At 51.6% G+C, this 20,549-nt stretch carries 16 protein-coding genes; 15 read left to right on the top strand and 1 reads right to left on the bottom strand.

Annotated features, from left to right (window positions below; all coding sequences use genetic code 11):
- The first annotated feature begins 7 nt into the window (after nt 1-7).
- From B2Y11_RS03375 to B2Y11_RS03385, 3 genes are all read left to right on the top strand, one after another.
- Nucleotides 8-148, top strand: coding sequence for a LuxR C-terminal-related transcriptional regulator (locus tag B2Y11_RS03375; protein WP_291056263.1), 141 nt, complete (start codon nt 8-10; stop codon nt 146-148).
- Nucleotides 149-388: 240 nt separating this feature from the next.
- Nucleotides 389-2,287 carry an EAL domain-containing protein gene (locus B2Y11_RS03380; protein ID WP_291056215.1) on the top strand — a complete coding sequence of 633 codons (1,899 nt, stop codon included), beginning with the start codon at nt 389-391 and terminating at the stop codon, nt 2,285-2,287.
- Between the two features lie 48 nt (nt 2,288-2,335).
- A complete protein-coding gene (locus B2Y11_RS03385) occupies nt 2,336-4,249 on the top strand; it encodes an EAL domain-containing protein (RefSeq protein ID WP_291056218.1) in 1,914 nt (637 codons plus the stop codon).
- A 183-nt stretch (nt 4,250-4,432) separates the two neighbouring features.
- Here the strand turns inward: B2Y11_RS03385 and B2Y11_RS03390 are convergent, their stop codons facing one another.
- Nucleotides 4,433-4,861 (bottom strand): universal stress protein, encoded by a 429-nt coding sequence (locus tag B2Y11_RS03390; RefSeq protein WP_291056221.1) that lies wholly within the window; start codon nt 4,859-4,861, stop codon nt 4,433-4,435.
- A gap of 128 nt (nt 4,862-4,989) precedes the next feature.
- On the opposite strand from B2Y11_RS03390, the gene B2Y11_RS03395 reads away from it, so the two are divergent.
- The 12 genes from B2Y11_RS03395 to B2Y11_RS03450 all read left to right on the top strand — a co-directional run bounded on the left by B2Y11_RS03395 (nt 4,990) and on the right by B2Y11_RS03450 (nt 20,488).
- Nucleotides 4,990-6,021, top strand: a complete 1,032-nt coding sequence (locus B2Y11_RS03395) for a hypothetical protein (RefSeq protein WP_291056223.1) — start codon at nt 4,990-4,992, stop codon at nt 6,019-6,021.
- A 31-nt stretch (nt 6,022-6,052) separates the two neighbouring features.
- Nucleotides 6,053-6,805, top strand: coding sequence for a hypothetical protein (locus tag B2Y11_RS03400; protein WP_291056226.1), 753 nt, complete (start codon nt 6,053-6,055; stop codon nt 6,803-6,805).
- A 59-nt stretch (nt 6,806-6,864) separates the two neighbouring features.
- Entirely contained in the window at nt 6,865-7,398 is a 534-nt protein-coding gene (locus B2Y11_RS03405) for a nitroreductase family protein (protein WP_291056228.1), read from the top strand.
- Nucleotides 7,399-7,406: 8 nt separating this feature from the next.
- Nucleotides 7,407-7,922, top strand: coding sequence for a nitroreductase family protein (locus B2Y11_RS03410; protein ID WP_291056231.1), 516 nt, complete (start codon nt 7,407-7,409; stop codon nt 7,920-7,922).
- Between the two features lie 131 nt (nt 7,923-8,053).
- Nucleotides 8,054-8,620, top strand: coding sequence for a S1 RNA-binding domain-containing protein (locus B2Y11_RS03415; protein ID WP_291056233.1), 567 nt, complete (start codon nt 8,054-8,056; stop codon nt 8,618-8,620).
- Between the two features lie 126 nt (nt 8,621-8,746).
- Nucleotides 8,747-9,664 carry a Ppx/GppA phosphatase family protein gene (locus B2Y11_RS03420; RefSeq protein ID WP_291056236.1) on the top strand — a complete coding sequence of 306 codons (918 nt, stop codon included), beginning with the start codon at nt 8,747-8,749 and terminating at the stop codon, nt 9,662-9,664.
- On the top strand, nt 9,661-11,112 hold the full coding sequence (gene tilS / locus B2Y11_RS03425; RefSeq protein WP_291056238.1) for a tRNA lysidine(34) synthetase TilS: 1,452 nt from the start codon (nt 9,661-9,663) through the stop codon (nt 11,110-11,112). The genes B2Y11_RS03420 and tilS overlap by 4 nt, the downstream gene beginning before the upstream one ends.
- Nucleotides 11,109-11,660 carry a hypoxanthine phosphoribosyltransferase gene (hpt, locus tag B2Y11_RS03430; protein WP_291056241.1) on the top strand — a complete coding sequence of 184 codons (552 nt, stop codon included), beginning with the start codon at nt 11,109-11,111 and terminating at the stop codon, nt 11,658-11,660. The genes tilS and hpt overlap by 4 nt, the downstream gene beginning before the upstream one ends.
- 230 nt (nt 11,661-11,890) lie before the next feature.
- Nucleotides 11,891-13,792: an ATP-dependent zinc metalloprotease FtsH gene (gene ftsH / locus B2Y11_RS03435; protein WP_291056242.1), complete on the top strand. Its 1,902-nt coding sequence runs from the start codon at nt 11,891-11,893 to the stop codon at nt 13,790-13,792.
- Nucleotides 13,793-14,041: 249 nt separating this feature from the next.
- Entirely contained in the window at nt 14,042-17,578 is a 3,537-nt protein-coding gene (smc, locus tag B2Y11_RS03440; protein WP_291056244.1) for a chromosome segregation protein SMC, read from the top strand.
- A 1,009-nt stretch (nt 17,579-18,587) separates the two neighbouring features.
- A complete protein-coding gene (locus B2Y11_RS03445; RefSeq protein WP_291056246.1) occupies nt 18,588-19,598 on the top strand; it encodes a uroporphyrinogen decarboxylase family protein in 1,011 nt (336 codons plus the stop codon).
- 11 nt (nt 19,599-19,609) lie between these two features.
- Nucleotides 19,610-20,488 carry a transporter substrate-binding domain-containing protein gene (locus tag B2Y11_RS03450; RefSeq protein ID WP_291056249.1) on the top strand — a complete coding sequence of 293 codons (879 nt, stop codon included), beginning with the start codon at nt 19,610-19,612 and terminating at the stop codon, nt 20,486-20,488.
- Nucleotides 20,489-20,549 lie beyond the last annotated feature (61 nt).

Consider the following 20,549-nt stretch of genomic DNA (forward strand, 5'->3'; position numbering starts at 1 on the left):
CAAGGAAATAGCAGATGAACTGCATATCAGCATACGAACTGTCAGCTTCCATGTGAGCAATATGCTTCGCAAGACAGGACATAAAAGTTTAATCGGCCTGGCGGTGGAAGCGGCGGACAAGGGGTACGCGCCGGGAATCCGGAAATAGGAAAGTGCAGCAGCCCATACCAGCCATCCATGTTCTTTTGGCCTGTCCCGGCAATTTATATTACAAATTGGTTTATAAAGTATCATGGATAGGAGTATAATAGAGTATAATAACAGCCAAAAAGAATTTGCAAAAAGAGTTTTTCGGAACGCAAAGAGGGATTGATTCGCCTTTTCCGCCTTTGCAGTTTTATATCAAATGAAGTTGTGCTGCACGGGGCAGCGGGGAAGAGGTGCGCCTATGGATTGGCTTTTTCAAAGCAGGTATAATCTCGACTTTTTTCTGGCGGCCATTCCGCTGCAGCTGATTATGATTGTGTATTATCTGGGACGGCGTCATCTGCCGATTTCGGAGTCCCGGTCATTCCTATACCTCATGGTGCTGAACCTTTCCACGCTGGTGACGGACATCATGGCCTGCGGCGTAACGGTGAAAGGCACGCCGGCCACGGTTCTTTATTTCTGGAATATTTTGTACTTTGCCTGTTTTCTCCTCACCGCATCCGGTTTCCTCTTATATACGGCAGATGCCCTTCATATCCCCCGCTTCGCGGGGCGCTGGACCAGGGCGGTTGTATTCCTGCCTGTGTGGGTGATGCTTTTATTCCTTTTCACCACCCCCTGGACGGGATTTTTCTTTGCCTCTTCGCCGGAAGTGCCCTTTAAGGATGGCCCGGTGTACGGCGGAGTGTATTACTGCTATGGCTTCTATATCCTTCTGCCCAATCTTCTGGTTCTTCTGAAATGGAGGGAAAACGGACTGAGAAGGAATTTCTCTTTTTTTGTCTGCGGCGCTCTTGTTCTTATCGGACTTTTTCTGCGGACAGAATTCAGGTACATGCCCATTATGGGATATTTTGTAACCCTGGCGGTGCTGGTGGCTTATTTCACCCTGCGAAATCCTGATTTCTATGTGGATGACGAAACGAATCTTCTGAACGGGCCGGCTCTCCATCTGGTGTATACAGACCGGACCAGGGGACGCAGGCTCCACGGGTTTGGCTTTGTAATCAAAGGATTTGAACAGAGCCGTATTCTCTACGGGGAAGCCTTTATTGACAGCTTCCTTCTTGAAATAGGAAAATATATCCGCCGGGAGCTGCCTTTCTGCTGCGGCTTTTACTTGCGGAGCGGGCGCTTCTTCCTTATGACTCCTTTGGAAAAGACCGAAGAGGCTGCCGATACATTAAGACAGCGGTTCAGAGCGTCCTGGACCCAGGGGACAAGAACCGCCTTCTTTGATATTGCCTGTGTTTATGTGGATCAGGAAGTTTTATTTCCTCCCTGGGAAGAATTCCGGCAGGCCCTGGCAGATGGTTTCCAGAAGGCCAGAGGGGTGGCAGTGAAGGAAATCACCGTGAATCAGGGCTACATGGAACAGCTGCATCGCAAATTTCATGTACGGCGGCTTCTTGCAGAGGCTTTGGCCAATAACAGCGCGGAAATTTTCCTGCAGCCTTTGATGGAGGCAGGTACCTACCGCATTCTGGGGGCAGAAGCGCTGGTGCGGCTGAAGGACAGGGACGGAAGCCTGGTGCTGCCTGATGAGTTTATTCCGGCGGCAGAGGGAAATGGGTCCATTTCCCTTCTGGGGCTGGAGGTTTTCGGGAAAGTATGCCGCTTTATCCAGGAAAAGAAGCCCCAGCGCTGGGGAATGAAATGGATACAGGTGAATCTCTCCCCCATGCAGTGCCTGGACCGGCACCTGCCGGATAAGCTGGATGCGCTTCGTAAGGCGCATGAGGTGCCTGTGTCGGCTGTCCGTCTTGAAATCACAGAGCAGGCGGCCATGGGAAACAGCGGCTACCAAAGGGTGAATGAGCTGGTGGAAAGGGGATATACCCTGGTGCTGGATGATTATGGCAGCGGCTATTCCAACCGCCAGCGGATGAACAGGATTTCCGTGGCCGGTATCAAGCTGGATGGCCACCTGGTGGGCAGTCATTTCGACCATCCCGATTCCTATATTCCCAATCTTATCAAAGGCATGCGGCAGTCGGGCTATGAGGTGACTGCGGAAGGGGTGGAAACAAAGGAAATGGCGGACAGCCTTTCCGCCATGGGATGCACCTCCCTGCAGGGGTTCTACTTTGCTCCGCCCCTCACCCTTTCGCAGTTTGAAAAGATGTATGGAACCTGAAATATTCTGCTTTTATGATTTACGCTCCCGGAAGGGGCAGTGATACCTGTGAATTTTCCTGTAGAGGAAGGGGTGTACCATGTGTTAACAGCCATTGGGGTACCTAATATCCATTTCTTTCTGGCGGCCATACCGGTGCAGCTGATTCTCTTTTTCTTCTACCTGAGCCGGCGGCAGCTGCCCCTTCGGGAGTCCCGCTCCTTTCTGGTGCTCATGGGCTGGAACATGGTGATCTTTCTTACGGATCTTCTCCTTGTGTATACGGACTCAATGGGCAGGAAGGAAGAACTGCCTTTCCTGACCCTCTTTTTCTTCTGCAGTGTGCTTCTGGAAAACTATTTCCTCTTCTATTATTTCTGCGATGCCCTGCAGGCCGATGATTATGGAGGAAAGCGCATCCGGTGGATTGCCTTTCTTCCGGTGGCGGCAGGTATCCTTTATTTCGGGGAAGACAGCATGACCGGTGCCAATCCCCTCGAACTGGCACTGCTTTTCCGTGAAGTCAACCTGGTTTATCTTGCCTTCTTTGCAGGACTTTCCCTGATTCTTGTGTGGCTTAGGCGAAAAAGCAACAGCTTCAGAAGAAATATGGGCTTTGCTTTCTGCCTCCTGGTCCTTCTTTTCGGCCTGTGGGGCCGCCTGCTTTTCCCGCAGGTTCTTTTTGCAGGCTGCTTTTTCACACTGGCTTCCTTTATCCTTTACCTCACTGTGAGAAATCCCGATTTCTATCTGGAACATCAGACAAAGGTTCTGAATAAAGCGGCCTTCCATCTGGTGGCCCGGGACCGTATCAGGAGCTGCGGTATCCATGGACTTGGCTTTGTTATCAAAGATTATGAAGAGGGCCGCATACTTTACGGCAGTGCCTTCATCGACAGTTTTCTGGAAAATATTGGCCGCTTCCTGGTTAAGGAATTTGACGGAGGCGATGCATTCTATCTGGGCAGCGGACGTTTCTTCCTCCTTTTCAGGAGAAAAATAGACGGCCCCGAGGAAGCAGACAGACTGCACCGCCGTTTCCGGAAAGCATGGACAAAGGGAGAGCGTTCCGCCTTCTTCGACATCTGCTGCTGCAGTCTGGAGGAAGGGCTCCTGTTTCCTGACGTGGAAGAGCTGATGGAGGTGATTACCTTTGCCTTTGAAGTAGCCGAAGGCGTAGGGCAGGAAGACTTCATCATAGGCAGGGACTACCAGGCCAAAGTAGCAAGACAGGTTGAGGTGCGGCGGCTTCTTATAGATTCCCTGGAACGGGACAGCCTTCTGGTGTACCTGCAGCCCTTGATGAATGGACAGACAGGGAAACCGGAAGGGGCGGAAGCCCTGGTCCGCCTGTCCGATGGAAAGGGAGGACTGGTGCCTCCTGGCGAATTTATCCCGGCCGCAGAATCAAGTGGCTCCGTAGCCATCCTGGGACTCCAGGTGTTCAAAAAGGTGTGCGCTTTCATCAGTCAGGGAGGCATGGACAGATGCGGCATGAAATGGATCAATGTGAATGTGTCTCCCGTGCAGTGCCTGGATAGAAACCTGCCGGAAAAGCTGGAAAGCATCAGAAAACTCTATGACATTTCCCCCGCCTTCCTCCATCTGGAAATCACGGAACAGGGGGCCCTGGGGCCCGGCGGTCTGGAGCAGATCAGGCGCCTTAGGAAACTGGGTTATCCCATGGTGCTGGACGATTACGGCACCGGTCGTGCCAATGCCAGCCGCATCAAAAGCATTCCCCTTTCCGGTATCAAAATCGACATGTCCCTGGTCCGCGCCCACTTCCGAAAACCGGATCCCTACCTGCCCAGCCTGGTGAACGGTCTCCACGACCTGGGTTTCACCGTCACCGCAGAAGGGGTGGAAACGGAAGACATGGTCAAAGGACTCCGAGCTATGGGCTGCGACTACTTCCAGGGCTTCTACTACAGCCGGCCCATATCAATGGAAGAGTTTCTGGAAAAATATGGTACGAAATAAAAAATCCCGCCTCGGCGGGATTTTTTATTGAAAAGTACAGGTATGGCGGTACGTTATGCAGTATCGGAAACACAAAGGGTAGTGCGTAACGTCAGGCTTCATATGCATCGCCGTCAGGCGATACCTTCTCTTCTGAACCCTTTGAACCCTCTTCTACACTGAACCCGGGGCTGCAAAGGCCCCTTACTTAATAATCAGCACCGGCACTTTCACATGGTGGATAACGTACTGGCTGACGCTGCCCATGATGAAGGAGGAGAGGGAGCCTTTGCCGCTGTTTCCCATGATGATGAGGTCGATGTTTTCTTCGTCCACCAGGGAGGTGATGACGCTGCCCGGTACGCCGGTGCGGATGATGGGGGTGAAGCGGATCGTTTCAGGAATCTGTTTCTTGATTCTTTCCATCACCGCTTCCGCTTTTTCCCTGATGGAGGCAAAGCCGTTGCGGTCCAGGTTTACCTGCATCAGGGGGTAAGCCGCTTCTCCGATGTCTGCCACCACGGCCACATATAAATCCGCATGGTAGGTGCCTGCCATTTCTACACCGTAGCGAAGGGCGTTGTCGGCGGTGCCGGAGCCGTCTACGGGCACAAGAATTTTTTTGAACTGCATAAGAGAGACCTCCTTTTGAAAACTGATTTCCTTATTTGGTAATTCCTGCTATGATATATATGATTATAGCATGAACGGAGGGCTGATTCATTTCATCAGCCTTTTCCGGAGGAAGGCAGGATGAATCCATGAAAAAATCAGCGGTAATTCCTCTCATGGCGCTGGCGCTTTTAGTGCCTTTTGGTGCGGTTATGGGGGAAGAGGACAGGCCGGCGGCGGTGGAAGAGGCGCCGGCAGGGACGTATGTGTACGATAACAGGGCCAGCGGGCTTTCCATGACTATTCCGGGAAACCGGGTGGAAAATGAGAAATCCGGCGAGGCGGTGTACCAGGCGTTCCTGCCGGATGAGGGCATAGCCCTTTCCATTCTGTCCAGGGCCTATGGCCAGCCCTATGGCATGGAGAAGATGAAGGAGCAGGAAAAGAAGGCGGAGCAGTTCCTGACGGAAAGCATAGCCCGGTCCGGCGAAAAGAAATTGTCCCTTAAAAAGGTAAAAACAGGGGCCGGCACGGCTCTTTTTGCAGAAACCACAGGCCAGGGTAAGGATGGCGCCTTCTCGGTGATGCGCTACCTGTTTCTTCGGCAGGAAGGCACGGCCATGATTTCCTTTACCATGAAGGAGGGGGACCGGAAAAAGAATGATCCCGTTGTGAAGCAGCTCATGGATACCCTTACTTTTTACACACCCATGCAAAAGGTCAATGTGAAGGGAACTCCCTATACCTATGATATTCCTGCTTCCATGAAGGTGGATTATGATCCGCCGGTGGCACCGGATCATGTGCTGGTGGCAGGAAACAGGCTGCTTATGACAGGGGTCGTGGCTCTTCCCATATCGGAAAACAGGGAGTTCAGTTTCCTCCCTTCCAGTCTGTCCCATTTATCGGATGGGGATAAGGAAAATGTGATGGCCCATTTCAAAAGCAAGCTGGCAGGGGAAAGCACCGGCCGGTATGTGGAGAATGTGAAGTTCCTCTTCGGCTCTTTCCATGGAAGAGACGGCTTGCGTCTGGATTTCGATGACCAGGGAGACCATAATACCAGCTATATTTTTGTGAAAGACGGGAAATACATTTCCTTTGACTATATTTACAATACAAAAGAAAGGGACTATGCGGAAAGGGTGATGGAGCGCTCTCTGGAGTCCATTTCTTTTTAAGTCCGGGTTGCATATGATGGAGGCGATACCTTTGTTTTTTAATCTGTTTGGCGCAGGAAAAGATAAATATATAGAAGAGTATGCCAGCCGCATGGCGGAGGCAGCGGTGAAGGATGAGCTGGATGCAGACCGGCTGGAAAGTTTCATCGCCTATGCCAAGGAAAAGGGTTTGGGCAACAAGCAGCTGGCCCGGGCCCAGGCGCTGGCCTGTGACAAAGCCTTTGAAAAGCTCTACCATGAGGGCTACATGAATGACGATGAATACGACATGTTTACGGATATGCTGAAGCTCTGCTACATGATGAAGGAAGACGGGAAATACAAGTATGAAACCATTGCTAAAAGGTGCAATGCTCTCTATAAAATCCAGGAAGAGGGCCTCATGCCGAAGGTCAACAGGGAGTATGCCAATGTGAAATACAGGGACGGGGAAGAGCTCCATTTCACTGCCGCCGCCCGGTTCATGAAGGCAAAGAAGCCTCTTGGCGACCGGGGCACCATCATTGCCAAAGGAAAGCCCTTCAAAGTGGGAAGCTGCGAAAACAGGGAAGACAAAAGCCTCTTTGAAGAAGGGGACAAAGGCGCTTTCTGGATTACCTCCCAGCGGGTAGGCTTCCGCAGCAAAACGGACAGAATCACCGCTGAACTTTCAGATATTGACCATGTAGAACTGGGGAAAGGGCCCCTCTGCTTCTATGAAAAGGGAAAGGATACCCCCTGGTGCGTCATGGTGGATGACTATGAAATGGCAGGAGCCCTGCTGTCGAATATTCTTAACAGGTGAGAGTTTCCTATTGAGGTGAAAGACAAAGGCGTCAGGTAGAAACAGAAAGGAGTCATGTCATGGAATTTGATCATGTGCTTGATGTGAGGAGTTCGGTGCGCCGGTATACGGATGAGCCGGTGTCCGAAGAGGATATTGAGAAGATTGTAACGGCAGGGGAGAAGGTGCCGGTGGGGCATTTTGATTTCAAAAATTATGCCATTGCCGCTATTACGAATAAGAAGGTGCTGGATCTTCTCACGGAAGAAAACCAGGCCTTGTCTGGCAGGGGCAATCCTATTTACGGAGCGCCGCTGCTGCTTCTCATTATGAATACGCCCGAGGCCAGGGAGGATTCCATAAAGCTCAATGCAGGCATTATGGCGGAGAACATGCATCTGAAGGCGGTAGACCTGGGCCTTGGCTCCATCTGCATTTACAGTTTTATCCGTACCCTGAACAAGGTGGAAGGCTACGGGAAGTATTTCCAGGCCCTCCATCTTCCGGAAGGCCTGAAGCCTGCCATGGCGGTGGCGGTGGGCCATACGCCCATGCCCCAGCGGGCAAGGCGGTTTACGCCCCGGATTCCTGCATTCCGCATTGGCGAAGAATAGGAGGAATTATGGAATTTGATGAAGTATTAGCTTTAAGAAAGTCTGTCCGTTCTTATACGGATGAGCCGGTTTCTGAAGAGGAAATCAAAGCTCTTATCCACGCAGCGGAAGAGGCATCGGTGGGGCACCATAATGACAAAGGCTATGCCCTGGTGGTAGTAAGGGATGAGGAAGTGCTCCGGCGTATCAGCACGGAGGGCGGAGAGAAGGCGGGAAAGGCCCATATGATTTATGAAGCCCCGCTTCTCATCCTCATCTGCCGCACGAAGGATGTGATGGAGAATCTGGAGGGCTTTGATGCAGGCATTATTGCCGAGCATATTCATCTGAAGGCGGCGGATCTGGGCCTTTCTTCCATCATCCTTTTCGGTTTCATCCGTCTTCTTGGAAGGGATGCGGATTATCTGAAAATGCTTCACCTGCCGGAGGGGATTTCTCCCATTCTGGCGGTGGCAGTGGGGCATTCGCCGCTGGACGGGAAGAAGAGGAAGGGAGACCGTCATTTTGAAGTCATAGAAAGGTGACTGATGGGCCTCTTCCTGTCATGGGAGGGGCCTTTTTCCCTTATTATTCCTATTGCTATTCCTTGGGAAATCTCGTATAATCAGATTAATATTTCTATTTAGGTTTTTCAGGGAGGATGTATTTTTTTCTCATGGCTTTAGAAGTCGGTAATATCGTAGAAGGTACCATTACCGGTATCGCAAAGTTTGGCGCATTCGTGGAACTGCCGGATAATAAGGTGGGGCTAGTTCACATTTCCGAAGTGGCGAACGAATATGTAAGTGATGTGAATGATTATCTTAAGGTAAAAGATAAGGTGAAGGTGAAGGTCATTACCATTGATGAGAGGGGCAAGATTGCCCTGTCCATCAAACAGGCCCAGCCTGTTTCCGGGAAAGAGGAAAAGAAGCAGGATCGTTTCCACCATGACCGCCAGGGACGCCGCGATTTCCATGAAAGAAATGATTTCCACGGCCGTGAGGGACATCGTCCCTTCGAACGCCGCCAGGAAGAGGGAGAAGGCGAGTCCTTCCGCTCTGAAAGACCGCAGTATAACCGTTCTTTTTCCGGCGGATTCCGTCCGGCCAAGAAGGAAGCACCCGCTTCTTTCGAAGATAAGCTCAGCCGTTTCCTGAAGGACAGCGACGAAAGACTTCTTGATTTGAAGAGAAATGTGGAGTCCAAGAGAGGCGGACGGGGCGCAAGGCGTTCTGACTGATTTGGATTTGAAGGGGGCAGCCAGGGAAGCACTGATTAAATCGCACACTGCTTTTATTTGTAGAAGCAGAATTTATGAATTAATCAGTGCTTTCCGGGTGCTCCCTTATTTTTTTACAGGGGGCATATGATGCGTGCGATTATCGATATCGGGACTAATTCAGTTCGTCTTTTGCTTGCAGAAAAAGATGAAAAGGAGGAGTGGAAGATTCTGAAAAAGGATCTTCGCAGCACCCGGCTCGGTGAAGGAATGACGGACAAGGCCTATATCGGCAAGGGGCCGCAGGAGAGGACTCTGAAGGCGATAGAGGAATTTGCTGCTGCTGCCCGCCTTGAAGGGGCGGATGAAATATTTGCCTACGGCACCTCCATCATGAGGGATGCTGCCAACGGCCCTGCTTTTTCTGATGAGGTGACCAGTGCCGTGGGCATTCCCGTGCGGATTCTGTCCGGCAAGGAAGAGGCCTATTACAGCTATATCGGCGCGGCAGGCACGTCCGGCGTGGTGACGTCGGTGGTGGATATCGGCGGCGGCTCCACGGAAATCTGCATGGGCTTCGGCACCGACATCGGCATGCGTCACAGTTTCCGCCTGGGCTGCGTGCGCTGCTCCAAGCAGTTCGATACTACTACGCCCCGGGGTGTAGCGGAGCTGAAAAAGCACTGCTTTGATCTTTTCCGTCATACGGAACTCATGCAGTCTGTGAAGAATGTGAAACGGTGGATCGGAGTTGGCGGCACGGTGACTTCCATGGCAGCCATGCTGCAGGAGTTGGAAGTGTATGATTCAGCCAAAGTGCAGGACTTTGTCATTCACCAGGATGATGTGAACCGCATGCTGAAGAAGCTCTGCGCCATGTCCTATGACGATAAGTGCCATTTGACGGGGCTCATGCCGGAAAGAGCGGATATTATCGTGGCAGGCGTAGCCATTCTGGATGCGCTTATGGAATACTTCGCCCTGCCGGAAATCATTGTAAGCGACAGGGATTTGTCCGAAGGCCTTCTGGATGCGGATGTGCTGAAACCGGCTAAAGAGTCATGAATAAGAAATCATTTCAAGAAAAAGTGCTGACCTTTGCCCGCCGGCATGGTTTATGGGCCAGGGGAGACTCCATTCTGGCTGCCGTATCCGGCGGCCCGGACTCCCTGGGACTCCTCCTTTTTCTAAAGGAAATAGAGGGGCCGGAAGGCATCCATGTGATATGCTGCTGCGTGAACCATCATCTCCGGAAAGCGGCGGAAGGGGAAACGGAATACGTAAGGGAAGTATGCCGCCTTTTTCATATCCCCTTTATCCGGAAGGACGTGGATGTTCCGGCGGCAAGAAGGGAAAATCGGGGCTCTGTGGAAACGGTGGCCCGCATTCTTCGGTTCAAGGCACTTAAAGAAGCGGCGGAAGAAGGAAAGTGCACTCAAATCGCTCTGGCCCATCATGAAAATGACCAGGCGGAAACTATTCTCTTCCATCTGCTTCGCGGAAGCGGCACCAAAGGCATGGCCGGCATACAGCCCCGGAGGAACATTTTCATCCGGCCTTTTCTTGCTGTCACAAGAAAGGAAATCGCCGATTTCCTTTCTTCTTTCCATGTAACGCCCTGTCATGATGAGACCAATGATATTCCTAATGCCACCAGAAATAAAATCAGGCTGGAGCTCATGCCCCGGCTGCTTTCCTTCAATCCGAACCTGGTGACCACCCTTTCCAGGGAGGCTCAGATCTTCCGGGATGAAGAAGATTTCATGGAAAAAGAAGAAGAAAGGGAAGCGGTCCATTTCAAAAGGGAAGGCACCCTTCTTATTTTCCCAAGGGCGAGATGGAATGGCCTCCATCCGGCCATGAAGCGCAGAATCATCCGCCGGGCGGTGATGGAAATGGCGCAGCGAAGCCCCGATGCAGAGGGCGTGGAGCGGATGAAGCTTCTGGCGGAGCAGGGAAAAGAGGGGCAGAAAACATCCTCTTCCGGCGCCGTGCTGGAAATAGCAGGCCCCTTTTTCTGCTTCTTTCCGGGAAGCTCCAGAAATGATTCTATCAACGAGGGAGATCTGCTCTCCTTTTTTTATAAAAATATGGAAAAAGAAAAGCCTGCAGGGAGAGAAACTGGTATAATAAAAGATAACCATGTGGAGAAGCTGACGGCAGGCCCATGGGTGCTGACAGTGGAAAAGCTGCCGCATCCGGTGGAAGCAGGCCGAAATCAGTATCTTCTTGACGCCTGTGGGGCAGGGGCTCTGACCCTGCGGATGGCGGAAAAGGAAGACTACATGGAGCCTTTGGGCATGATGGGAAAGAAGAAGGTGTTCTCTATTCTCCAGGAAAAGGGAATTCCAGCGCCTCTTCGCCGGTTATGGCCTGTGGTGGCTGATGAAAATCATATTTACTGGACCGCCTTCTTTAGAGGAAGCCGGTTGTGCAGGGTGACGGAGGAGACAAAGTCATTTCTCCTTCTGACACTCACCTTAAGGGATAAGGAGATTGAACCAAAAACATGAAAAACCTGGGAAAAGATATTAAAACCGTACTGATTACTAAAGAACAGATTGAAAAGAGAGTGAAGGAACTGGGCGAAGAAATTACCAGGGACTATGAAGGGAAAGAGGTAGTGCTGGTAGGTATCCTGAAAGGGGCCATGCCCTTCCTCTGCGACCTGATGCGTTCCATTGATCTGCCGGTTACCCTGGACACCATGTGCGTATCCAGCTATGGCAACAGCACCGTTTCCTCCGGCCATGTGAATATTAAAAAGGACCTGGACCGTGATATCCGCGGCAAACATGTGATTGTGGTGGAAGATATCATCGATACAGGCATTACCATGAGCGCCCTGGTACCCCTTCTGAAACAGAGAGGCGCCGCTTCCGTGGAACTGGCCATCTGCCTCAACAAGAAGGAAAGACGGGAAAAGGAAGTGGACGTAAAATACGTGGGCTTTGATATTCCCGATGAATTTATCGTAGGCTACGGCTGCGACTATGCGGAAAAATACAGAAATCTTCCGGATGTCTGCGTGCTGGACAGCCGGGTATATACAAAGGCTTAACCATACAGGGGCAGCCTTTGGTACGCTTCCGACCGGAATTCATAGGATTATAAACAATCCTGTTGCTTAAATTTCCTAAAAATGGTAGAATTAATTACTGATTTAAAAGTCTCAATCTACTTGTTACTTAGTCAGCGGGGTGGACAGGGAAGCAGACAGCGATTTCATCAGCGCTTCCCTAACCGGTCAAATGGGCTTTTATTGCACAGATCATGAGAAGGAGGAATATATTGAATAAATTTATCAAGAATGTGGCACTCTACGTGCTTCTGATCATCATCGCAGTGTCCATATTCAATACATTTGTTCATCCCCAGGAAAAGCATTCGGAAATCACCTACAGCGATTTTATTTCCCAGGTGGAAAAGAAGAATGTTTCGTCCGTTGTGATGACAAATAACGCAGTTACCGGAAAAATGAAAGACGGCACTGAATTTGCCACTTACATTCCGGACAATGACACCCAGCTTCTAAATAAGCTGAATGACGGCAATGTGGCCATTACCGCCAAACCGCCGGAACAGCCGGCATGGTGGATGAGCCTTCTGTCCAATCTGCTCCCCATTGTAATCCTTATTGCCGTATGGTTCTGGATGATGAACCAGACCCAGGGAGGCGGCGGACGGGTTATGAGCTTTGGCAAGTCCAGAGCTAAAATGACCGGCGAAGGCCAGGTTCACGTGAACTTCAACGATGTGGCCGGGGAAGATGAAGCCAAGGAAGAACTGTCCGAAGTGGTGGACTTCCTTAAAAATCCGGGCCGCTATACAGCTATCGGCGCCAAAATCCCGAAGGGCGTCCTTCTGGTCGGACCTCCAGGCACCGGCAAGACCCTTCTGGCCAAGGCAGTGGCAGGGGAAGCAAAGGTTCCTTTCTTCTCCATTTCCGGATCCGACTTTGTAGAAATGTTCGTAGGCGTAGGCGCATCCCGTGTGCGCGACCTCTTTTCCCAGGCGAAGAAGAATGCCCCCTGTATTGTATTTATCGATGAAATCGATGCCGTAGGCCGTCAGCGCGGAAGCGGACTGGGCGGCGGTCATGACGAACGGGAACAGACATTGAACCAGCTCCTGGTTGAAATGGATGGTTTCGGTTCCAATGAAGGCATCATTACCCTGGCAGCGACCAACCGTCCGGATATTCTGGACCCGGCGCTGCTCCGTCCCGGCCGTTTCGACCGGCGTGTGGTGGTAGGCCGTCCTGACCTTCGCGGTCGTATCGCAATCCTCCGTGTCCATGCAAGAAACAAGCCGCTGGAACCGGATGTGGATCTGCCTACCATTGCCAAGAAAGTACCGGGCTTTACCGGGGCCGACCTGGCCAACATGCTGAATGAAGCAGCCCTTCTGGCAGCAAGGGACAACAGGAAGACCATTTCCATGTCCGACCTGGAAGAGGCTTCTGAAAAGGTTTCCTACGGCCCTGAAAGAAAGAGCCACAAAGTGAGCGATGAAGAAAGAAAACTCACCGCCTACCATGAATCGGGCCATGCCATCATGGCAACCCTTCTGAAGGATGCAGACCCGGTACATAAAGTCACCATCATCCCCCGCGGACAGGCTGGCGGCTATACCATGATGCTTCCCCATGAAGAACGGTCCTTCATTACCAAATCCCACCTTCTGGCCCAGATCCGTGTGGCTCTTGGCGGCAGGTGCGCTGAAAAGATTATTTTCAACGAAATCTCCAGCGGCGCTTCCGGCGACCTGCAGCAGGTAACCGGCATCCTCCGTAAAATGATTATGGAATGGGGCATGAGCGACCGCCTGGGACCCATGATTTTCGGCGAACACCAGGAGCAGATTTTCCTGGGTAAACAGCTGGGATCCGAAAGGAACTACGGCGAAACCGTGGCTACCATTATCGACGAAGAAATGCACAAATACCTGGATGAAGCCTACAATGACACCATGCAGACACTGACAGATAATCTGCCTGTGCTCCACGCCATGGCCAAGGCACTGATGGAAGTAGAAACCATCAACCACACCCAAGTGGAAAACCTCTTCAAATATCACTCCATTTACGCTCCCGGAGAGGAACCGAAGAAAGAAGAAACAGACAGCAGCGACTCCCCGCTGCCGCCCATGCCCTCTGACGACAGTCCTCTGCCGCCGGTATTCGGAGAATAAGAACCATAAAAACTGCGAAAGCTCAGCCTTTCGCAGTTTTTTGCTGCCTCTCAGGCACGCTGTGGCATGACACTGGGCGGCGCGTAGCGGCAGGAAACCATTTAGGAAACTTTATGCGCATAGTTTCTTATCCGGTATGACACCATGGCTTTTCATAGAGACAGGAAACGATTCTCCCCCCTGCAGACTTCCCCCATTTCCTGTATAATAAGGAGCGATAGCATTGAAAAACGAGAACAAGGAGATACCATGAAATTACTGCGTTTGACACTGCAGGGGTTCAAGTCCTTTGCAGATAAGACCACCATAGAATTTGCGGATGGCATGACTGTCATCGTTGGGCCCAACGGCTGCGGGAAGAGCAATATTTCCGATGCGGTGCGCTGGGTGCTGGGGGAGCAGAATGTGAGGAACCTTCGGGGGCAGAAGGCGGAGGATATCATTTTTTCCGGCTCCGAGTCCAGACAGGCGAAGAACGGGGCGGAAGTTCAGCTGGTGTTGGATAATTCGGCCCATGAGCTTCCCCTGGATACTACGGAAGTGTCCATTACCAGAAGGCTTCTTCGCAACGGGGACAGTGATTTCAAAATCAATAAGCGCACCTGCCGGCTGAAGGATATCCAGGAGCTTCTGGCCAATACGGGCCTTGGAAAAGGGTCTCTTGCCATCATCGGACAGAACCGGGTGGACCAGGTGCTTACGGCCCGGCCTGATGAGAGGCGGCTCATATTTGAGGACGTGGCAGGCATCAGTCTGTACCGCATGAGAAAAAATGAGGGGCTCCGCAAGCTGGAGAAGACGGCGGAAAATATGGACAGGGTGCAGGACATGGTGGCCCTTCTGGATGAGCAGCTTGTTCCTTTGAAGGAAGGGGCGGAAAAGGCGAAGATTTACAAGGAGCTCATGAAGAAGAAGGCAGCAGTGAATGCATCTATGTCGGTGCTGAAGCTGACTTCCATCGGCCGTATGCTGTCCCGCTACGAGACGGAGTACAGAAATCTGGAAGAGGAAGATGTGAAATGGGAAACTGCCCTTTCTTCCTTTGCAGCGGAGAGGGAAAAGCTGGAAAAGCAGGCCCTTGATTTCCAGGAGGGACTGAAAAATCTGGGACAGAAAACAGCAGAGGCCCAGAAGGAAATGGAAGATCTCCGCGGCGATTTCCGAGTGAAGGAAGAAGCACTCCACCATGCGGAGGAGAAGAAGGGAGAACTGGCTGCGGAAGAAGAGGATCAGCAGGAAGCGGAACAGGAACTGGCTGAGGAAATCCGAAGCGGCGAAGAAGAGTACCAGGGCTTTGTGGAAGACTTCCGCCAGTGGGACGAAAAACGGAAAGCGGCGGAAAGGGAAAAGGCGGAACTGGAGAAGGCCCTTGCCCTTTCTGAATCTGCCTATGCGGAAAAGCTGGCAGTCAACCGGCAGAAAATCGCAGAGAAAGAGAGGCTGGAGCAGGAGCTGTCCCATGGAAGGGAAAACAGGGAGCGCCTGCAGAAGGAAAGGGAGGAAGCCCTTTCTTCCCTTCAGGAGAAGAAAGATCTTCTGGAAAAGATGACGGAAGAATCGAAGGTCATGAAGAAGAAGGAAGAAAAATCGAAAGCCCGGCTTTCTGAACTGGAAGAGCAGGGAAAGAAGGACAGCCTTCTTTTGAAGCAGAAGGAAGACCGTCGTTTCTCCATGATGAATGAAAAAGGGAAACGGGAGTCTGCCCTTTCCGCCATCCGTTCCAGAAAGAGTTATCTGGAGCGGGCGGAAAAGGAATACTCCGACTTTTCCATGGCAGTGAAAAATATCATGGCCCACCGGGAACAGTTTGGAAATTCCATTCATGGACTTTTGGGGGAACTGATTGAAGTGCCAAAGGCCTACACCGCAGCGGCGGAAGTGGCTCTGGGAAGCCGGATTTCCTGTATCGTCACCGATACGACGGAAGCTGCAGGCCGTATTATCCGCTGGCTGAAGGAAAGGCGCCTGGGCAGGGCTACCTTCTTCCCTCTGGAATCCATGCGCTCCTTCGGCTACGGCGGTCAGGAACAGGAGGCGGCCCGGGAGAAGGGAATCTGCGGCATTGCTTCCGAACTTTTCATCTGCCAGCCACAGTACCGGGAGCTTCTGAACTCCCTTTTGGGGAAAACCCTCATTGCAGAAACCCTGGATGATGCACGGCAGGTGGCAAAGAAGTACCGCTACCGGCTCCGCATTGTGACTCTCGATGGCCAGGTGGTGAATGCCGGCGGTTCCATGACCGGCGGTTCCATGAGAAAGAAGGAAAATACCTTCTTTGGCAGGAAACAGGAAATCAGCACCCTTTCCCAGGAGGAAAAGGAAAAATCCGAGGAGCTCAAGGAATATGTAAAGGCGCTGGCAGCGGAAGGGGAGGCCTGTGATGCCCTGGCCCGCCGGGTGATGGAAGAAAGGGAATCCTGGCAGGCACTGAAGGTGGAACTGGCATCCCTTACCGCCCAGCGGGAAGGTTTGGAGAACACCATAAAGGACCACAGCCTGGCGGCAGAGAAAGCGGAAGAAGAGGCAGGGCGGCGCCTTGCGGAAATGGAAGAAGAGGATGGAAAGATCAAGGATATTTCCGAAAGAATCAAAGCCCTTGCAGACATTCCGGAAGCAGGGGAGGATAAGGAAAGCAGCAGGCTGAAAAAAACACTGGAAGAAAAGAACCAGGAAATCCTTACCATTCATGTGTCCCTTACAAAGGCCCGGGAATCCCTCGCCTTCGGAAAACGGATGAAGGAGGATCGGGAAAAGGCACTGGCAGAGCAGAAGGCGGACAGGGAAAAGCTGGAAAAGGATAAGGAAGAAAACGGAAAACTCCTTCTGTCCCTGACGTCGGAAATGGAAAAGCTGAAAACCGATTTCCGGAAAGCGGAAGCCCTCTGGCAGTCCCACCGGCAGAACCAGTCCCGCATGCAGGATGATTCGGACAGCTTTGCCATGGAACAGAAGAAGCTGGAAGAGTCCTGGCGCAAGACCCAGGAGCAGTCTGCCAGAGTGAAAAGGGACATGGCGGAACGGCAGGGGCGCATCGACAATTTCAAAGCCCAGGAGGCGGAAGAAATCAAGCGTCTCCAGGAAAGCCACATGACCCTTCGGGAGGCAGAGGCCCTGCGGCTCCCCGGCTCCATGCAGGATATGAAAAAGGAAGAGGAAAGGCTGGCAGGAAAACTGGCGGAACTTGGAGCCGTCAATCCCAACGGGGAAGAGGACTACGCCAAACAGCTGGAAAAGAGAAAGTTCTATGAGGTGCAGATCGAGGATCTGACCAAAGCCAGAAATGGGCTGGAAACGGTAATTCGTGACATTGATAAGACCATGACGGAGCAGTTCGGCGAAGCCTTCGGGGAAATCAATAAGGAATTCGGCCGCATTATGCAGCTCATGTTCCAGGGAGGAAAGGCAAGGCTGGAACTCACCGACGAGGCCCATCCTCTGGACGGCGGTGTGGAAATGTACCTCCAGCTGCCGGGGAAAAAGCGTCAGCCTCTGACCCTCATGTCCGGCGGCGAAAGGGCACTTACCGTCATCGCCCTTCTCATTTCCTTCATGGCCTACCGTCCGGCGCCTTTCTGCTTTGTGGATGAAATCGATGCGGCCCTGGATGACGCCAATGTGGAAAGGTACAGCCGCATGATTGCGGACTACAAAAAGAAGACTCAGTTCATCGTCATTTCCCACAGAAAGAAAACCATGGAATTTGCCGATACCCTCCAGGGAGTCACCATGGCGGAAAAGGGCGTTTCTTCCCTTATTACCGTAAAAATGAAGGACTATGTGGAGTAGGGAGAAGCAGGCTTGACAATAAATTTTCAAAAAATCTCTTGACAACTCTTTCAAGCCGTGGTAAATTACTCACAACGAAACGATGAAGAAAAGAGTAGGCAGCCTGATGACGGCCAAGCGAGTCCGGAGAGTGAAAGCGGATACGGATAGGGTGCTGAAGTGCATTTCTGAGTTTGGCAGGTTGAAATGACAGTAGGCCTTCCCGGGAACTCCCGATACAGAGTCAGGGTTTGTTAGAACCTCTTAAGGTATACCTGGTGACAGGCATATGAAATTGGGTGGAAACACGAAGCACAGCTCTCGTCCCTTATGGGACGGGAGCTTTTTGATTTCTATGAAGAAAGGATGAAAAGGAATGGGCAGACTGATTGCAAAGAAACTGAATGAACTGGAATGGGGTCTGGCAGGATGCCTCCTGTTCCTGGGCATCTCTTCTCCCGCATTCCATCAGTTTTATAAAAAGTAAGGTTACAGGCTGACAGGGATCGGAAAGACTTCGCCTTGTGAAAGGCAGAACGGGAACAGGTGCCCGATTCGCAGAAGTTTCATGACTCTGAGCAGAAGAATAGGAACGGGACTTTGAAAAGCCCGTATCCGCCATGCGCCGGGGCGGAAAGCCCCGGCGGCATATTTCCAATGATACATTGATACCAAAAGGCAGGGAAGAAAAGAGTACCTTTCTAAAAACGGTTAAGCGAGTCCGGACAGTGAAAGCGGATACGGATAGGAAGGGGAAGTGCATTTCGGAGCCGGTGGCTGAAGGTCAGTAGGTCACATCGGGGACGCCCGTTACAGCGGAGGGCACTGACTGGTGCCTGCAGAAACCGGCCGTCGTATGGCCGGTGAAATTGGGTGGAAACGTAAGACCTCGTCCCTTTGGATGAGGTCTTTTTTATATACAGGAGGCCGTGCCATGAATGGAAACCGCCGATGTAAAAGGGTAATTTTTTAGCAGGAAACAAGAAAACGGAAACCGGAAACAGTATTTCTTATAAAAAGGAGACATCACATGACAGAAAGCAGAAGAGACTTCATTTCAAAAGTTTTCCATAATGAAAAAACAGACCGGGTGCCGGTGGGGTTCTGGCACCATTTCCTGGGCGATGAAACAGGATTCGATGCCTTTGCCCATCCGGAACTGACGGATACGGTACTGGCAGGACAGGCCGATTTCTACAAAGCCTTCCAGCCGGATCTCATTAAAATCATGACCGATGGCTATTTCAGCTATCCCCTGGAGGCACTGAAGAAGCCCCTGACATCGCCAAAGGAACTGAAGGACATCAGGCCTCTGGGAAAAGATTTGGACTGGTACCGATTCCAGATCGGCTATGCAAAGAAGCTGACCGCCCTTTACGGAAAGGAAGTACCCCTCTTCTACAACCTTTTCGCTGTGCCAAGAACCATTGAGTTCATGCAGGCTTCTCTTGGTCATCCGGTGGACATTGCTTCCTGGATTCAGGAATATCCGGAAGAAACGGCCCACGTATTCGACGTAATTTCCAAAGATTATGCGGATTTGGCCAGAGGGCTGATCGAAGAAGGCGGCGTGGACGGTATCTACCTTTCCGTAAACAACGTAAGCTATGACAGACTGACGGAAGATGCATATAAAAAATATGTGGCTCCCTATGAAATCCGCATTCTGGAGGCAGCCAATGCAGCAAAGGGCAGCAATATCCTTCACATCTGCGGGTACCACGGTTTCCACAATCACCTGGAATGGTACAAGGATTATCCATTCCAGGCAGTGAACTGGGCGGTGAAGGTAGAAGGGGTTCCCCTGAAGGAAGGGAAAGAGCTCTTCCATGGAAAAGCAGTCATCGGCGGCTTCGGACAGACGGAAAAGGATGTGATTTACCGGGGCAGCCGGGAGGAAATCGAAGAGGAAACGAAAAAGATTCTGGATGAAGTGGGCACCACCGGCGTCATTCTGGGAGCGGACTGCACCATACCGCGGGATACCGATGTGAACCATCTGGCATGGGTTCGTGAAGCAGCAGATAAGTATACAAAATAAGGGAGCGGGACATGATGAAACTGAAAACTTTAATCAAGGCAGCATTGATTGCAGGAACTTTGGGAATCGCACTGACCGCAGCAGGCTGCGGCGGAAACAAGGGGGATGCGGCCAAAGCCGGTGCTTCCGGAAACGGCGGAAAGAAAATCGTCAAGGTGGCCCATACGCCCCATTATTTCCCCTATGATTTTGTGGATGATGACAACAAATCCGACGGCATGGAAGTGGCGGTGATGAAGGAAGTGGCCAAAAAACTTCCGCAGTATGAATTCCGGTTCGTACCGACCTCTGATGACGACCTTCTTATCGGCGTGGAATCAGGCAAGTACGACATCGGTACCAAAGGCGCCTGGAAGACACCGGCCAGGGAAAAGAAATATATTTTCACGAAGAATTACATTGCCGCCAGTGTCATTGGCGTGACTATCCGCAAAGAGGATGCAGATACCATTAAGAATCTGGATGACTTCGCCAAAGCAGGAAAGAAACTGGTACCCATTGCTCCCCAGAATGCCCAGTACCAGGTGATTGAAGACTACAACGCCGCCCATCCGGACCATCCGGTAAAGCTGGAAGCCTCCGAAAACTTCCAGGTAGCCGATGCCTACACCTGGGTGCTGGAAGGAAGGTATGACGGCTACTTTGCCATCGAGCTGGCCTACAAGAAAAACGTGGAAGCTCCTGATGCGCCCTATAAGGACTTCAAAGATAAACTCAGCTATTTCCGCTACAAAGCAATCCCCACCTATCCGGTGATCAATAAGAATGATAAAGAACTGGCAGCGGACGTGGACAAAGCGTTGGGCGAACTGAAACAGGAAGGTAAGCTGGCGGAACTGGAAAACAAGTACTTCGGCGAAGAAGTGAGCAAGCTGGTGGATGCGAAGTAAAGGGCGTCCTTATGATACAACCCTGCAGCCGCTTTCCCACTAGGGAAGCACTGATTAATTC

The organism is Dialister sp. UBA1703 (assembly GCA_002320515.1).
In the GTDB taxonomy this organism is placed as follows: Bacteria; Bacillota; Negativicutes; order Veillonellales; family Dialisteraceae; genus Dialister.

Bases quoted from the DNA above. Each gene is read 5' to 3' on its own strand.
- B2Y11_RS03380 (WP_291056215.1), top strand. From the start codon at position 389: ATGGATTGGCTTTTTCAAAGCAGGTATAATCTCGACTTTTTTCTGGCG.
- B2Y11_RS03390 (WP_291056221.1), bottom strand. From the start codon at position 4,861: ATGCAGTTCAAAAAAATTCTTGTGCCCGTAGACGGCTCCGGCACCGCC.
- B2Y11_RS03395 (WP_291056223.1), top strand. From the start codon at position 4,990: ATGAAAAAATCAGCGGTAATTCCTCTCATGGCGCTGGCGCTTTTAGTG.
- B2Y11_RS03405 (WP_291056228.1), top strand. From the start codon at position 6,865: ATGGAATTTGATCATGTGCTTGATGTGAGGAGTTCGGTGCGCCGGTAT.
- B2Y11_RS03410 (WP_291056231.1), top strand. From the start codon at position 7,407: ATGGAATTTGATGAAGTATTAGCTTTAAGAAAGTCTGTCCGTTCTTAT.
- B2Y11_RS03415 (WP_291056233.1), top strand. From the start codon at position 8,054: ATGGCTTTAGAAGTCGGTAATATCGTAGAAGGTACCATTACCGGTATC.
- B2Y11_RS03420 (WP_291056236.1), top strand. From the start codon at position 8,747: ATGATGCGTGCGATTATCGATATCGGGACTAATTCAGTTCGTCTTTTG.
- tilS (WP_291056238.1), top strand. From the start codon at position 9,661: ATGAATAAGAAATCATTTCAAGAAAAAGTGCTGACCTTTGCCCGCCGG.
- hpt (WP_291056241.1), top strand. From the start codon at position 11,109: ATGAAAAACCTGGGAAAAGATATTAAAACCGTACTGATTACTAAAGAA.
- smc (WP_291056244.1), top strand. From the start codon at position 14,042: ATGAAATTACTGCGTTTGACACTGCAGGGGTTCAAGTCCTTTGCAGAT.
- B2Y11_RS03445 (WP_291056246.1), top strand. From the start codon at position 18,588: ATGACAGAAAGCAGAAGAGACTTCATTTCAAAAGTTTTCCATAATGAA.
- B2Y11_RS03450 (WP_291056249.1), top strand. From the start codon at position 19,610: ATGATGAAACTGAAAACTTTAATCAAGGCAGCATTGATTGCAGGAACT.